A 13,871-nucleotide genomic window follows, 5' to 3' on the forward strand; every position below is an offset into this window, starting at 1 on the left:
TTGCGTTTACGGTAATTCGTAAATAGGAGACTTGATGTAAATATTTTACTTCGGTTCTCATTAACCATTGACCGCCACAGGCGGTAAGAATACCTATGGAAAATAGACAAATGATGAATAAACAATAAAAGGATGAAGACAGCATATGTATTTCCCGGTCAAGGAGCCCAATTTGTTGGAATGGGACAAGACCTGTATAATTTAAATGATGAGACAAAAGCGTTGTTTGAACAAGCCAACGATATTTTGGGATTCCGTATTACAGATATTATGTTTTCCGGAACAGACGAGGAATTGAAGCAAACGAAGGTAACTCAACCCGCTATTTTCTTGCATTCGGTCATTTTAGCGAAAGCATTAGGGGCGTCTTTTCAGCCAGATATGGTTGCAGGGCACTCATTGGGTGAGTTTTCGGCGTTGGTGTCAGCCGGAGCATTGAGCTTTGAAGATGGTCTGAAATTGGTTGCACAGCGTGCCAATGCGATGCAAAAGGCATGTGAGCTTCAACCCTCAACGATGGCCGCAATATTAGGGCTGGAAGATGCTGTCGTAGAAGATATTTGTGCTAAAGTTGATGAAGTCGTGGTGGCGGCGAATTATAACTGTCCGGGACAATTGGTTATTTCGGGATCTATTGAAGGTGTGGATAAAGCTTGTGCTTTGTTGACCGAAGCCGGTGCTAAGAGAGCATTAAAATTAAATGTGGGTGGTGCATTTCACTCCCCGCTGATGGAGTCTGCGAAAGTAGAATTACAAGCGGCTATTGAAGCGGTAGATATCCTTTCGCCGAGATGTCCGATCTATCAAAATATAGATGCAAAACCGCAAACAGATCCAACAGTTATTAAAGAGAATCTTATCGCGCAATTGACTGGAGCTGTACGATGGACCCAAACTGTACAAAATATGTTGGCTGATGGCGCAACAGCTTTTGTAGAAGTTGGCCCGGGCAATGTATTGCAAGGATTGGTAAAGAAAGTCGATCGTCAGGTACAGACTTCTGCGGCTTCAGTAACGGCCTAAGGATAGGATTCGGTATAAAAAAAGGATCGTATGATCCAGTCGTGGTCGGAAGATTTTTCTTCCGACTTTTTTTATGCTGAAAACAAAATAACTGAAGGGTTTTTCTGGTAACAAATAGCGTATCAAGTAGCGACTTCTTTCACCCTTTGTTCGGAGGTTGCTCGGTGCTTCTTCGGAGCTTCTTAGGTTGTGACCGAACAAACACCGTTTAATCTACGAACAATATACGTTCAAGATCCGTGTGAATAGCGAAGTTGGTAAGTGAGATGTTTTAAGGCTATTTGTCCTTAAACATACTATAATGGTCTTTCATGACCTGTAAGACAAAATCATTTGGGGTCATTTTTTCAGGATGTTTGATTTCCATAACCGTTTCAAGACGCTGTACCAAAGCTGTTAAAATACCTACATCTCTTCTGTCAAAAGCTGTTTGATAGATCTCTTTGACCGTATTAGCATCCTTGTCGCTCAATTTGATAACTTGAGGAAATAGAATTGGATGATTGTCGAAAGTCTCCTCATAGATTGTGTCGCTCAATTTCAAGGTAGGCTTGAGACTGATAACAGAAGTTTCTCCTGCAATATCTCCGATGCGTTGACCATTTTTGGATAAAACGATAGAAGTAATGGCAACACCACCCATCGTCATCCAAATATCTACGATCGATAGGCTCCATCTGGACAAGTATTGATAAAAGTTGGCACGAGAGCCGTCGAGTTTGACAACCTTTATCTTCATGATCTTCTTTCCTACTGTCTGCCCGCCAAAAGCAGTTTCAGTAATCAATGTATAAAAAAACGCAGGTAAGGTCAAAGCCATCATAATCCCATAAAACAGATAGGGATCACCACTTTTGATATTTATGCTGTCCAACAGGAAAAAGCAAAAGAAATAATAACAGACTATTATAAAATAATCTATTGCAAATGCGATCATTCTTGAGCCAAGACTGGCAAGATTGTATTCAATTTTCACATTTTGTGCTGTATTTATCTCAAGCTTATTCATCTGTAAATTATTTGAATTTAATAGCAATATAGAATATCTAGGTCATTTTAGCGCCAAGTTGTGCTTGTCAATCATGGATATTTCATATATTTGGTTATGCCAGTTAAAAAAATTAATGAGAGAAGCATCCTTTGTAGAACGAAATAAAGAAAAATGGACGTTAATTGAAAATAATTTGTCAATTAATATGCAGGTTGATCCAGATGAACTGGCCTCAAATTACATTGAGCTCACAAATGATCTGGCTTATGCGCAGACTTTTTACCCTGAAAGTAAGGTAAAAGCTTATCTGAACGAATTGGCGGTGACCGCACATCAAAAAATTTATAAGGATCGGAAAGCTTCGAACAATAAGTTCAAATCGTTTATCAATGAAGAGATACCGCAGGCGATCTGGTCTATTCGCCGCCCTTTGTTGTATTCCTTCTTAATTTTTACGTTGGCTTCTGTGATTGGTTTTTTGTCGTCTGTGTATGATGTCGACTTTATTCGTCTTATTTTGGGCGATTATTATGTAGATTCGACTATAGAAAGTATAAAAGCAGGAGACCCTGCTGCGGTATATGGCAAGGGGAGCAATTTTGGATCGGCGATCTGGATTACGATTAATAATGTTCGTGTCGCTTTTATGGCTTTTGCTGCTGGTTTATTTTTCAGCGTGGGAACAGGTTACGTTCTTTTTAGCAATGGCATTATGCTCGGTGCCTTTCATCAGATGTTCTTTCAGTACGGCGTCATGGGGAAGGCCATGTCTGCTATTTGGATTCATGGTACTATTGAGATCTCTGTAATCATTGTGGCAGGGGCATGTGGATTGGCGATCGGTAATAGTATTTTGTTCCCAAAATCATTTACACGTCTGACTTCTTTTGTCCGTACAGCAAAGATTGCGATGAAAGTTCTAGTCAGTACAATCCCTTTTTTTATTATTGCCGGTACACTGGAAGGTTTTGTAACAAGGTATTATAATGTGTCAATTTGGTTATGCCTGTTGATAATCGTTTTATCCTTATTGGCTATCCTTTACTTTTATGTTATTAATCCTTATCGACTAGCAAAAAGATTTCAATGGAAATAGACTTTGAATTTCAAAAAGAACGGAAGGTGGGGGACTTTATCCAAAGTTTCATAGATCTTTTTAAATTGATCTATAAGCATTTTGTTTCTACTATTTTTGGTTTATCTGCAGTACCATTGGCGGGAATTGCTTTAGTTTACTATTTTCTTTCTACAAAAATCACTTTTTCTGCCAACAGTGATTCTTTTGAGGATATAGATGCTTTTACCTGGGCGGGATTACTCATTTTGGCATTGATTGCCCTGGGTTTGTACGTTTATGGCATTTCTATCGAGTATTTTATGCTATTAAAAGAACGTAAAAGCACGGCATTTTCGGGAACGGAAGTCTTCAGGAATTTCAGATCGAACCTCGGTAAATACTTTATGTTTTTGATCGCGATGATATTAGCTTTAATCGTTGTCTTTATTCCACTGGCAATCGTTGCTGCGATCTGTGCTTTTATCCCCTTCGTTGGAAGTTTTGCCATCGGCATATTAGGCTCAATGGTCGGCATTTGGTTGTTTTGCTCTTTTCTATTTTACCGGGAAGGTTATTCGGATTTGGGGAGCTGTTTTACAGATGCGTATGTCATGCTGAGCAAAAAATTGATTCAATACGGTATCGCTACCTACATTGTGAATTTTATCTTCCAAATGGCTGTCATGATGATTTCTATCGTGCCGCTGATTATCATGGGGCTTCTGTCATTCAATTTCTTGGGTATAGATGCCGCGTTTTTTGACTCATCCTGGGGGAAATTGCTGATGACTCTGGGTGGCTTATTTATTACCTTATTTACCCTATTTCTGTATATGTCTGGCGTTCTGGCCAACGGTATTATTTATGAGACAGCCAAGGATCTTAAATTTGGAGAACGTATTTATAGTATGATCGAAAAGATTGGAGGAAAAGGTGAATAAACTCTTATCTTTTTTCTGCATTGTTTGTTTATCGGTTTTTAATGCCTGTGATCCCAAACCAAGGAATACGGATTCTAACAGCGATAAGATCGATTCGCTCAATGTGCGGATAGACTCCTCCTTGGTCGCAGCAGATTCTGTCCGTATTGACTCAATTACAGTAAAGTCGCCTATTGGACAGCAAGAAAAGGACGAAATTGATCTGTGGGACCCCACATTATTTGACTCGATTCCAAAGTATACCGAAGAGCGTTCTTTTAAAATGGATCCCTATCAGGATATTATCAAACGTTACGAGACCGACGATTTTGTCTATTCCGAAAATATTAAAGATCGGGTAGGGGTATTGCAGCGAATTCTTGCACGGCTCGCCGATTGGATTGGAAGTATCATGCCAGATAATACTTATAAATTTCGGGAAGAGTTTGGGTATGTATTTGCATTTTTGGCTGTCATAGCGTTGGCATTTATTCTCTATAAAATACTTTACAATAGAAAGCAGTATTTTATTAAGCATCATGAAGAGGAGAATGACCTGGACGTTTTAGCGTATGTAGAGCGAAATTTGATGAACAGCAACCTTGACCCTTATATTCGGGAGGCTGTTGCACAAAAGAATTATGCTTTGGGAATACGCTATCTACAGTTGTTGAATATTCAGAAATTGGCGCAAACAGATCATATAAAATGGAAGCAGAGCAAAACAAATGCTGAATTTGCACAAGAGATTCAAAACGAGGAACTCCGCCGTGGATTTTTGGAATGTACAAAAATATTTGATTATGTCTGGTTTGGTCAATTTGAATTAACGGAGGTTAACTTTAATCAATATCAGGAATTGTTTCACCAATATCAAAATCAAATTAAATGAAGGGATCGGTAAAATTTGGATTGATATTATTGGGTGTTGTGTTAGTGCTAATTGGTCTTATCGATGCTACGAGTAAGAAACCTATTATCTGGAATCGGACCTTTGATGCAAAGGATAAAAACCCCTTTGGAGCTTATGTGCTGCGTCAAGAACTGAAGCATATCATTGATCAGAAGAATACAACCATTGAGCGACCATTATATGAATATCTCGACAGCGCAAAGAAAACAGACGCTAACTTATTTTTTTATACACCCTATTTTTCAATGGGCGAAGCGGCAGAAGACAAATTGCTGGATTATGTACATCGAGGCGGGAAAGCAATGATAGTAGCCGAGGATATCGACCATTATCTGTTGGATTCTCTGGGTGTTGAAACAGATAATTTCTATGGTTATAAAAAAGGCGTAGATATAAAAAGTCAGCTGCGCGTGCGGTTGATGAACGATAACAATAAAATTCATTACAGTAAATCAGATCTTGGTGGAGTATTCTATAAACTTCCTAAAAATGCGACTATTCTGGGCGCGATTACTTATAAAGAATTTGCGCTGCCTAACTTCGTGGCGGTTCAATTCGGTAAAGGAATGTTCTATCTGCACCTGACTCCTGATTTATTTGGAAATTATTATTTATTGAATTCCGCTTCGCAATATGCTTATGCTGCTAAATCTTTATCCCACCTAAATGATAAGCCCCTCGCGTGGTATGATTTTAAGGCGAATATGGACCAATATAGGACACCTCTGCGGGTATTTCTAACCAATGATGGTCTTCGGCAAGCCTGGTATGTGCTGTTAGGCGGACTGATTCTTTTGCTCGTATTTCGAAGTAAGCGTGAACAGCGGGCAGTGGCAGTCGTGACGCCAGAACCCAATCTCTCCAAGGAGTTTTGTGAAACCATCGCTACCTTATATTATGAAAATGGTGCACCCGGGAATATGGTTGCAAAAAAAATAGATTACTTCCTCCATGATCTTCGGATCCGATTTCATTTGGATACGCTGAAGCTGCGGGAAGATGAATTCAGTGAAGAACTGGCTGAACGGTCTGGAGTTTCCCTTATGGAGACTCAGTCTTTAATTAAGCTGATTGCTCGTATGCAAGACGCTAAACAACATGACTTGGCAGATCTAAAATTGATTAATGATACAATAGAAGAGTTTAAACATAAAGCAAAAATGATATGAGTGACTTCGATAAATATATATCTTTTGAAAACCGAATAGATGTCTCGGTTTTATTCGATAAAATGACTCAGGTAAAGTCGGAGGTCAAAAAGGTAATCGTTGGACAGGATCAGTTGATTGACATGCTCTTGATCTCCATCTTGGCCTCAGGGCATTCTTTGATCGAAGGGCTTCCCGGAGTAGCAAAAACATTATCGGCCAAATTGATTGCCAAAACGATCCATAGCGAATTCAAGCGGATCCAGTTTACACCGGATTTAATGCCTTCGGACGTGACAGGATCGTCGATACTCGATCTGAAAAGCAACGAATTTGAATTTCGCAAGGGACCTATTTTTGCAAATATTGTTTTAATTGATGAGATCAATCGTGCCCCAGCAAAGACGCAGGCTGCACTGTTTGAAAGCATGGCAGAGCAACAAGTTTCGGTAGATGGAACAACCTACAGATTGCCTGCTCCCTTTGTTGTTTTTGCTACACAAAATCCTATTGAACATGAAGGGACTTATCGGTTGCCAGAAGCACAGCTCGATCGCTTCTTGTTTAAGATCAATGTGGACTATCCTGAGCTTGAACAGGAGTTGGAGATCCTAAAGGAACATCATGCCCAAAAAGCGCTGAATAAAGAGGATCAGGTTCAGGCGGTTGTGTCGGCGTCAGAAATCTTAGAATTTCAGAAATTAATCAAATCCATTTTTGTCCATGAGGAGCTGCTGACTTACATTGCTCAAGTTATCATAAAGACACGAACAAATCCGAGTTTGACATTGGGAGCATCGCCGAGAGCTTCTATTGCTTTGTTGGAATCGGCAAAGGCTTCTGCAGCGGTGAGCGGAAGAGACTTTGTTACTCCTGAAGATATCCGGAGAGTGGCAGCAGCAGTGCTTGGTCATCGTGTTATGTTGACTCCGGAAAGAGAAATGGAAGGCTTTACAACTGCTTACGTTATTGATCAAATCATTAATTCTGTAGAAATTCCAAGATAATGAAGAAACTAAGGCAGCTCTTTCTAACGAATCAGTTCTTCTATTCGCTATTGGGTATAGCGACACTTTTTACATTTTCTTTTTTTATTAAGAGCTTGTTGATTGTGGCTTGGATTGTTTTTTGGATCTGGCTCGCTGTGTTGGCTTTTGATTTTATAGTCTTGTTTTCTGGAAAGGGCAGAATTGAAATTACGCGTGTATATCCAGAGAAATTGTCGAATGGCGATGAAAATCCAATGAAGCTAATTGTTAGCTCTTTTTACCCATTTGCAACGAAAGTGGATATTTTGGAGGAGTTTCCAATGCAGCTCCAAATTCGGGATAAGGATTTTGATTCCCGCTTACGTGCCTTTCAGCATTCGGAAATCTCTTTTTCCTTGCGGCCGACGCAGAGAGGGATCTATCAGTTTGGTCGTTGTATGGCTTTGGTTAAGCGTTATGGGTTTTTCAAAAGAAGGTTTATTACCAATCAGGAACAGGAGATACCCTGTTATCCATCCTATATTCAGCTGAGAAAATATCAGCTTCTGGCAACGAGCAATCGATTAAATGAGCTAGGGATAAAGCGTATTCGACGTATTGGTTCAGCCATGGAATTTGATCATGTACGGGAGTATGTTCAGGGCGATGATTATAGGCATATGAACTGGAAGGCATCTGCGAAAGTAAAAAAACTGATGGTCAATCAGTATGAGGAGGAGAAATCTCAGCCGATCTATTCTTTTATTGATTTAGGGAGGGCAATGCGGATGCCATTCAACGGTCTTACCTTATTGGATTATTCCATTAATGCTGCACTTGTTCTTTCCAATGCGACCATCTTGAAGCAGGATCGGGCGGGATTATTGACCTTTTCAAAGGATATCAATGCATTTATAGCAGCGGAAAAAAGGAATAACCAAATGCACAAGATTTCGGAAGCACTTTATCAGGTGTCGACCAAATTTGAGGAGTCTGAATTTGGAAGGTTATATAGTTATGCCAATGCACATATCAACAAGCGTTCGCTTATTTTTGTCTATACAAATTTTGAAACTTTAGATTCCTTAAGACGTCAGATAAATTATCTGGCGATGTTGAATAAGAGCCATATAATTGTCGTTGTTGTCTTTAAAAATGTTGAAATAGAGGATCTGGCAAAGAGTACGCCGAAAAAGACAATCGACATTTACAACCAGGTTATTGCTGAAAAGTTTATCTATGAGAAACAGCTTATTGTACAAGAACTGATTCGTAACGGGTTTCAGACAATTTATACCGCGCCTGAAAATCTTACCATCAACTCCATCAATAAATATCTGGAAATTAAGGCACGAGGCCTTATTTAATGATGGAGGTATCTTTGACCGTTACTTTCGTCCAGAGATGCTGATATTTTTCGATAGCCTTCAAATGAATTGGATGTGTCTCGTAGGTGGTTATATCTTTAAGGTCCTTGAAAGTGACGATCAATGTGTAGTCAAAGCTGTTATCGACGACTGGGCGCGGATTTGTTTTTGCTGGAATCCCATAGTTCAATGTTTTGATTACTTCAATTTTTCGTAGTTCTTCAAAGAACCCAATGAAATTCTTTTTGTCTTTTTCACTGAGATCATTTTTTAGCCAGAAATTAACAACGTGCACAATAGTGCTGGGTTGGATTTCCTCATCCGACTGAACTGTATTTGCCCATGTTGGGGCAGTGATGAGCACCATAGGTGCTAGAAGAAAATTGCGTCTTTTCATGATTGAAACGGTTTAGAACATTAAGATACAAAACCTTCGCGATTTCACAACAACAATAGCAAGGAAAATAAGAGGAGAGCTTTTCTGGTCAATGGAGAATGGGCATTTTCAGCAAACAAAAGATGGGGACAAAAGAGTTTGCTCAAACGGTTTAAGAATAGAATTTCTGATCAGGTAGCGTAAAGGGATGCGTATAGAGCTTGTAAAAAAGGGACCATCCACTTTTGGATAGTCCCTTTATATTTTGATGGAAATAAGAGCTTTATAAGCCAAACTCCTCTTTCACCTTCTCGATATAATCCAGTTTTTCCCAAGTGAAAAGCTCGACCTCGACTTGCTTTTTCTCACCGGTAGAGCTTTCAAACTCCTTGGTTACTGTCCTTGGTGTTCTTCCCATGTGGCCATAGGCAGCAGTTTCTGAATAAATTGGATTTCTAAGTCCTAGACGCGTTTCAATTCCGTATGGGGTCATGTCAAATAAATGTGCGATTTTTTCAGCAATCTGTCCATCGGTCAAATTTACTTTGCTTGTTCCGTAGGTATTTACATAGATACCCATTGGGTCTTTTACACCAATTGCATAGGAGATCTGTACGAGAATTTCATCTGCAACACCTGCTGCCACTAAATTTTTGGCAATATGACGCGTTGCGTATGCCGCAGAGCGGTCCACCTTAGAGGGATCTTTTCCCGAGAAAGCACCACCACCATGTGCACCTCTTCCTCCGTAGGTATCCACAATGATCTTACGGCCTGTAAGTCCTGTATCTCCGTGAGGTCCACCGATAACAAATTTACCGGTTGGGTTGATATGAAACTTAATTTCATCGTTAAATAACAACTGAAGTTCTGGTTTCAATTGTGCTTTAACACGTGGAATTAAGATTGTTTTAATATCGTGTGTAATTTTATCCAACATGGCTTGTTCGGTATCGAAGTCGTCATGTTGTGTCGAGATGACGATAGCGTCAATCCTTTTTGGTTTGTGATCGTCGCTATATTCAAGTGTAACTTGAGATTTTGCGTCGGGGCGCAAATATTTGATTTCGTTATTTTCGCGACGCAATTCTGCCAATTCATAAAGCAGACGATGTGATAAGTCTAATGCCAAAGGCATAAAATTTTCGGTTTCGTTGTTAGCATACCCAAACATGATACCCTGGTCGCCCGCTCCTTGTTCTTGTCGTGTCTTGCGGTCTACCCCTTGATTAATATCAGCAGATTGCTCGTGAATCGCTGACAGTACACCACAAGAGTTTGCTTCAAACATGTATTCAGATTTGGTGTAGCCGATCTTTTGGATAACCGAACGGGCTATTTTCTGAACATCGAGGTATATGTTTGATTTAACTTCCCCGGCAAGCACAACCTGCCCAGTCGTTACTAGCGTTTCAATAGCGACGCGTGAATCCTCGTCCCATGCTAAAAAATTGTCTATTAATGCATCTGAAATTTGATCCGCAATTTTGTCTGGATGACCTTCAGAAACAGATTCTGACGTAAATAAATAAGCCATGCTTTACGTAATTTTTAATATTGGATTTGCGCTAGAATGAAATAACAGCAAAGTGATAAGAGCCGTGACAGCGAAGGGTTTTTAGCACTTTTTTACTGTGGTTGCAATCTCCTTGTCGTTGCCTTGTAATGCAACAGCACGCAAATCAGTCCACATTCTATTTTTTGTGCGACAAAGCTACAATACTTTAGGGAGTATTTAAAATCAAATTTATATTTTAACTTTTAAAAGCATTTGAAAACGAGCCGATAGGTATAAAGATTACATTATTTTAAGAAATTGGTAATTTCCGCTATCTTTGGATATGTCAGAACGTAAACAAATATTGTTTGTTATTAATCCTATTTCAGGAGGAAAAAATAAAACTTCCTTTAAAAAACAGGTATTAGATGTGCTTGATCTACAGAAGTTTGATCCTACTTTTCAACAGACGGCAAGACCGAACCATGCGTATGAAATTGGTTTGAAAGCCATCGAAGAAGGCTACGATGCGGTCATCGCTGTCGGTGGTGATGGGACGATTAATGAATTGGGCTCTGCTTTGGTTGGATCTGAGATTCCATTGGGAATTATTCCTGAGGGCTCCGGCAACGGTTTGGCGCTCTACTTGGGCGTGCCGATGAATGAAGCTGCGGCTATCCGCCGGATAAATCGTTTTGAATCAATTGAGGTGGATTGTGGCGTAATTAATGATAGAAGGTTTTTTAATATTGCGGGTTTAGGTTTTGATGCATCCGTGAGTGAAAATTTTGCCAATGAAAATATTCGGGGGCCTTTGGGCTATATGAAGTCAGTTTTTAATGTACTCAGTAAATACCAGCCTGCACATTACAAATTGACGATTGATGGAAAGGTATACGAAAGACAAGCCTTTATGATCAGTGTAGCAAACTCACCTCAATATGGAAATAATGCCTATATCGCGCCACAGGCTTCGGTTAATGATGGTATCTTAGATGTTTGTATTGTGCACAAATTTCCACTTTATATTCTGCCAAAGATGATTTTTCATCTTTTTAATAAATCGGCAGATCAATCCAGTTATGTCGAGATTATCCCTGGAAAAAATATACAGATTGAGGTCGATAAGATTTCACCTGTTCATGTGGACGGAGAACCGATTGAACTTGGGGATAAATTAGATATTTCCATTATGCCGAGGGCGTTAAAGATAATTTGTTAAGATCATGAGTAAAAATAAAAAACAATCGTACGAAGGCGTTGTATATTCAACAGATGACAGCTTCAATTATCAGCTTGCTGATTTTTTTCAGGAAGAGGATACTTTACCTATCAATCAACAAAATTTAAAAGTACAGCTTGATCGGAAAATGCGGAAAGGGAAAGTTGTTACCTTGGTTACAGGTTTTGTTGGAAAAGTGGAAGATCTAGAGCACTTAGGTAAATTGTTGAAACAGAAGTGTGGAGTTGGTGGAACAGTGAAGGATGGGGAGGTCATTATTCAGGGAGACTTTAAACAGAAGATCTATGATTTGTTACTAAAAGAGGGGTATCGCGTAAAATTAGTTGGTGGTTAAACAAGTATATCAAGGATAATAGTGGTAAATCTAATGAATTGTTTATTAGGCAAGTATGCTTTGAGTGGAGCTTGTTGAATTGTTTCGAAACATGAGTAATCACTTACTTTTTGTGGTTTAAAATCCTTGATTTTCTTGCATATCAAAAAAAAAATGGCTTTCATTGTAAAATAATTATTGCGAATAAGCGATTTAGCATAGAGCAATAATGATTATATAACGGGAACTGCTGAGAAAAATAACACTGATTAATGGTGTGTTCAGTTTGAAAAAACAAATTTGATTTTTTTTATATATTTAAGATGAATATTTTAAATTTGACATTAAATATTAAATTTGCTTTGCAAAATTGATTTCAAAGGCGAATAAGAGTGCATATAATTTAAACAACATTATATATTTAAACAACAGTAAAAAACTAAAAATTAGAAAAATGGCAAACGCACCTAAAACTGCTGCAAAACAAGAGAGCAACAACGGAGGATCTTTCTTTGCTCAAGCTGCAATCATCATCTGTTTCATCGTGGGTTTCTGTGTATGGAAATTTGTGATGGGTAATCCAACTAACTTCGTTGACAACAATCCTGAAAATGCTCCAAATCCAGGTAACTACTTAGGAATGGTTTACCATGCTGGGGCTATCGTACCTGTTTTGCTTGGTTTATTCTTAATGGTATGGGTTTTCTCAGTAGAACGTCTAATCGTTATCAACAAAGCATCTGGAACTGGAAACGTTGGAAACTTTGTTCGTAAAATCCAAACGTTGATTAATGGTGGAAACATCGATTCAGCTATCGCTGAGTGTGACAAACAAAAAGGTTCAGTAGCAAACGTAGTAAAAGCTGGTTTATTGAAATACAAATCAGTATCTGCAGATCCTGAAGTAAACACTGAAAAAGCTACTATTGCAATTCAAAAAGAAATTGAAGAAACTACAGCATTAGAAATGCCAATGTTAGAGAAAAACTTAAACGTTATCGCTACATTAGTTTCTATCGGTACATTATGTGGTCTATTAGGTACAGTAACAGGTATGATCAAAGCGTTCTCGGCATTAGCAACAGGTGGTGCTCCGGATTCAGCTAAATTGGCAAACGGTATCTCTGAGGCCTTGATCAATACAGCAACTGGTATCGCGACTTCAACTTTCGCTATTGTATTGTATAACATCTTTACTGCAAAAATCGATAAATTAACTTACTCTATCGACGAAGCTGGTTTCTCAATCGTACAAACATACGCTGCAAACCACAAATAAGAACTATGATGAAAATTTTTGATTTTATTTTATGGAAATCAAAAATCAAAAGCATCATAGGATAGAAGATTGAGTTTTTAATTTAAAAGGAAGAATTTAAAATGGGTAAAGCAAAAGTAAAAAGAGCCAGTACGTCGATCGACATGACAGCGATGTGTGACGTATCGTTCTTACTGCTTACGTTCTTCGTCTTAACGGCGACTGCGCGCCAACCAGAGGCTTTGCAAGTAGATACCCCAGCATCGACTACGAAAGATAAGTTACCTGATTCAAATGTAGGTATGATCACAATAGGCGATCAAGGTAAAGTTTTCTTCGGTACGACTGATCAACAGGTTCGTGTAAAAGCATTAGAAAGAATGTCAGCAAAATATGGCGTTGGCTTTTCACAAGAAGATTATGATCATTTCAAATTGATGGAGAACTTCGGTGTACCAATGTCTAAGTTAAAAGCATTGTTGGCCTTGGAAGGAAGTAAGCGTACAGAAAAAGGTGTGCAAACTGGTATCCCAATTGATAGTACAGAAAATACTTCAAATGAGTTGTATTATTGGGTTCAAAATACCCGTCTTGCAGCTGAGGAAGTAAACAAGGAAAAAGAGGCGGCGGATAAAAATTTCGTGCATCCTGGACCTTTAAAAATGGCTATCAAAGCAGATGCGAATGAAAAATATCCTTCGGTTAATTTAGTTATTGAGACATTGCGTAATCAAAAGCAAAACAAATTTAGTTTCATAACAGGCATGCGTGCTGAGGAGAAATAATTGACGATTTA

The 13,871-nt window shown here is 38.8% G+C and carries 14 protein-coding genes; 11 read left to right on the plus strand and 3 right to left on the minus strand.

Going from position 1 to position 13,871, the window contains the following annotated elements; genetic code table 11:
- Positions 1 to 132 precede the first annotated feature (132 nt).
- Entirely contained in the window at positions 133 to 1,023 is an 891-nt protein-coding gene (gene fabD, locus B3C94_RS05665) for an ACP S-malonyltransferase (protein WP_293900324.1), read from the plus strand.
- Between the two features lie 277 nt (positions 1,024 to 1,300).
- Here the strand turns inward: fabD and B3C94_RS05670 are convergent, their stop codons facing one another.
- Positions 1,301 to 2,032 (minus strand): RDD family protein, encoded by a 732-nt coding sequence (locus B3C94_RS05670; protein WP_293900327.1) that lies wholly within the window; start codon positions 2,030 to 2,032, stop codon positions 1,301 to 1,303.
- Between the two features lie 115 nt (positions 2,033 to 2,147).
- Between B3C94_RS05670 and B3C94_RS05675 the strand changes: the two genes are divergently transcribed.
- Genes B3C94_RS05675 through B3C94_RS05700 form a run of 6 tightly spaced genes read left to right on the plus strand, consistent with a single transcriptional unit; the run spans position 2,148 to position 8,387 of the window.
- A complete protein-coding gene (locus tag B3C94_RS05675; RefSeq protein ID WP_293900330.1) occupies positions 2,148 to 3,110 on the plus strand; it encodes a stage II sporulation protein M in 963 nt (320 codons plus the stop codon).
- Entirely contained in the window at positions 3,101 to 4,012 is a 912-nt protein-coding gene (locus B3C94_RS05680; protein ID WP_293900333.1) for an ABC transporter permease, read from the plus strand. The genes B3C94_RS05675 and B3C94_RS05680 overlap by 10 nt, the downstream gene beginning before the upstream one ends.
- Positions 4,005 to 4,883 carry a DUF4129 domain-containing protein gene (locus B3C94_RS05685; protein ID WP_293900336.1) on the plus strand — a complete coding sequence of 293 codons (879 nt, stop codon included), beginning with the start codon at positions 4,005 to 4,007 and terminating at the stop codon, positions 4,881 to 4,883. Before B3C94_RS05680 ends, B3C94_RS05685 begins: the two co-directional genes overlap by 8 nt.
- Positions 4,880 to 6,073 carry a DUF4350 domain-containing protein gene (locus B3C94_RS05690; RefSeq protein WP_293900339.1) on the plus strand — a complete coding sequence of 398 codons (1,194 nt, stop codon included), beginning with the start codon at positions 4,880 to 4,882 and terminating at the stop codon, positions 6,071 to 6,073. Before B3C94_RS05685 ends, B3C94_RS05690 begins: the two co-directional genes overlap by 4 nt.
- The gene (locus B3C94_RS05695; RefSeq protein WP_293900342.1) at positions 6,070 to 7,059 is read left to right on the plus strand and encodes an AAA family ATPase; all 990 of its coding nucleotides are present in this window, start codon (positions 6,070 to 6,072) and stop codon (positions 7,057 to 7,059) included. The genes B3C94_RS05690 and B3C94_RS05695 overlap by 4 nt, the downstream gene beginning before the upstream one ends.
- Positions 7,059 to 8,387: a DUF58 domain-containing protein gene (locus tag B3C94_RS05700; RefSeq protein WP_293900345.1), complete on the plus strand. Its 1,329-nt coding sequence runs from the start codon at positions 7,059 to 7,061 to the stop codon at positions 8,385 to 8,387. The genes B3C94_RS05695 and B3C94_RS05700 overlap by 1 nt, the downstream gene beginning before the upstream one ends.
- Here the strand turns inward: B3C94_RS05700 and B3C94_RS05705 are convergent.
- Together B3C94_RS05705 and metK are read right to left on the minus strand one after the other, a co-directional pair.
- Positions 8,380 to 8,784, minus strand: coding sequence for a Dabb family protein (locus B3C94_RS05705; RefSeq protein ID WP_293900348.1), 405 nt, complete (start codon positions 8,782 to 8,784; stop codon positions 8,380 to 8,382). The genes B3C94_RS05700 and B3C94_RS05705 overlap by 8 nt on opposite strands.
- A 262-nt stretch (positions 8,785 to 9,046) precedes the next feature.
- Positions 9,047 to 10,300 (minus strand): methionine adenosyltransferase, encoded by a 1,254-nt coding sequence (gene metK / locus B3C94_RS05710; RefSeq protein WP_293900351.1) that lies wholly within the window; start codon positions 10,298 to 10,300, stop codon positions 9,047 to 9,049.
- A gap of 304 nt (positions 10,301 to 10,604) precedes the next feature.
- Here metK and B3C94_RS05715 point away from each other — a divergent pair, with 304 nt between their 5' ends.
- The 4 genes from B3C94_RS05715 to B3C94_RS05730 all read left to right on the plus strand — a co-directional run bounded on the left by B3C94_RS05715 (position 10,605) and on the right by B3C94_RS05730 (position 13,860).
- Positions 10,605 to 11,483: a diacylglycerol/lipid kinase family protein gene (locus B3C94_RS05715; RefSeq protein ID WP_293900353.1), complete on the plus strand. Its 879-nt coding sequence runs from the start codon at positions 10,605 to 10,607 to the stop codon at positions 11,481 to 11,483.
- A gap of 4 nt (positions 11,484 to 11,487) precedes the next feature.
- Positions 11,488 to 11,838, plus strand: a complete 351-nt coding sequence (locus B3C94_RS05720; protein ID WP_293900355.1) for a translation initiation factor — start codon at positions 11,488 to 11,490, stop codon at positions 11,836 to 11,838.
- Positions 11,839 to 12,271: 433 nt separating this feature from the next.
- Positions 12,272 to 13,096 (plus strand): MotA/TolQ/ExbB proton channel family protein, encoded by an 825-nt coding sequence (locus B3C94_RS05725; RefSeq protein WP_293900357.1) that lies wholly within the window; start codon positions 12,272 to 12,274, stop codon positions 13,094 to 13,096.
- Positions 13,097 to 13,197: 101 nt separating this feature from the next.
- The gene (locus B3C94_RS05730; protein WP_293900361.1) at positions 13,198 to 13,860 is read left to right on the plus strand and encodes an ExbD/TolR family protein; all 663 of its coding nucleotides are present in this window, start codon (positions 13,198 to 13,200) and stop codon (positions 13,858 to 13,860) included.
- Positions 13,861 to 13,871: the final 11 nt, after the last annotated feature.

It is taken from the genome of Sphingobacterium sp. UBA5670 (genome assembly GCF_002420705.1).
GTDB lineage: Bacteria > Bacteroidota > Bacteroidia > Sphingobacteriales > Sphingobacteriaceae > Sphingobacterium.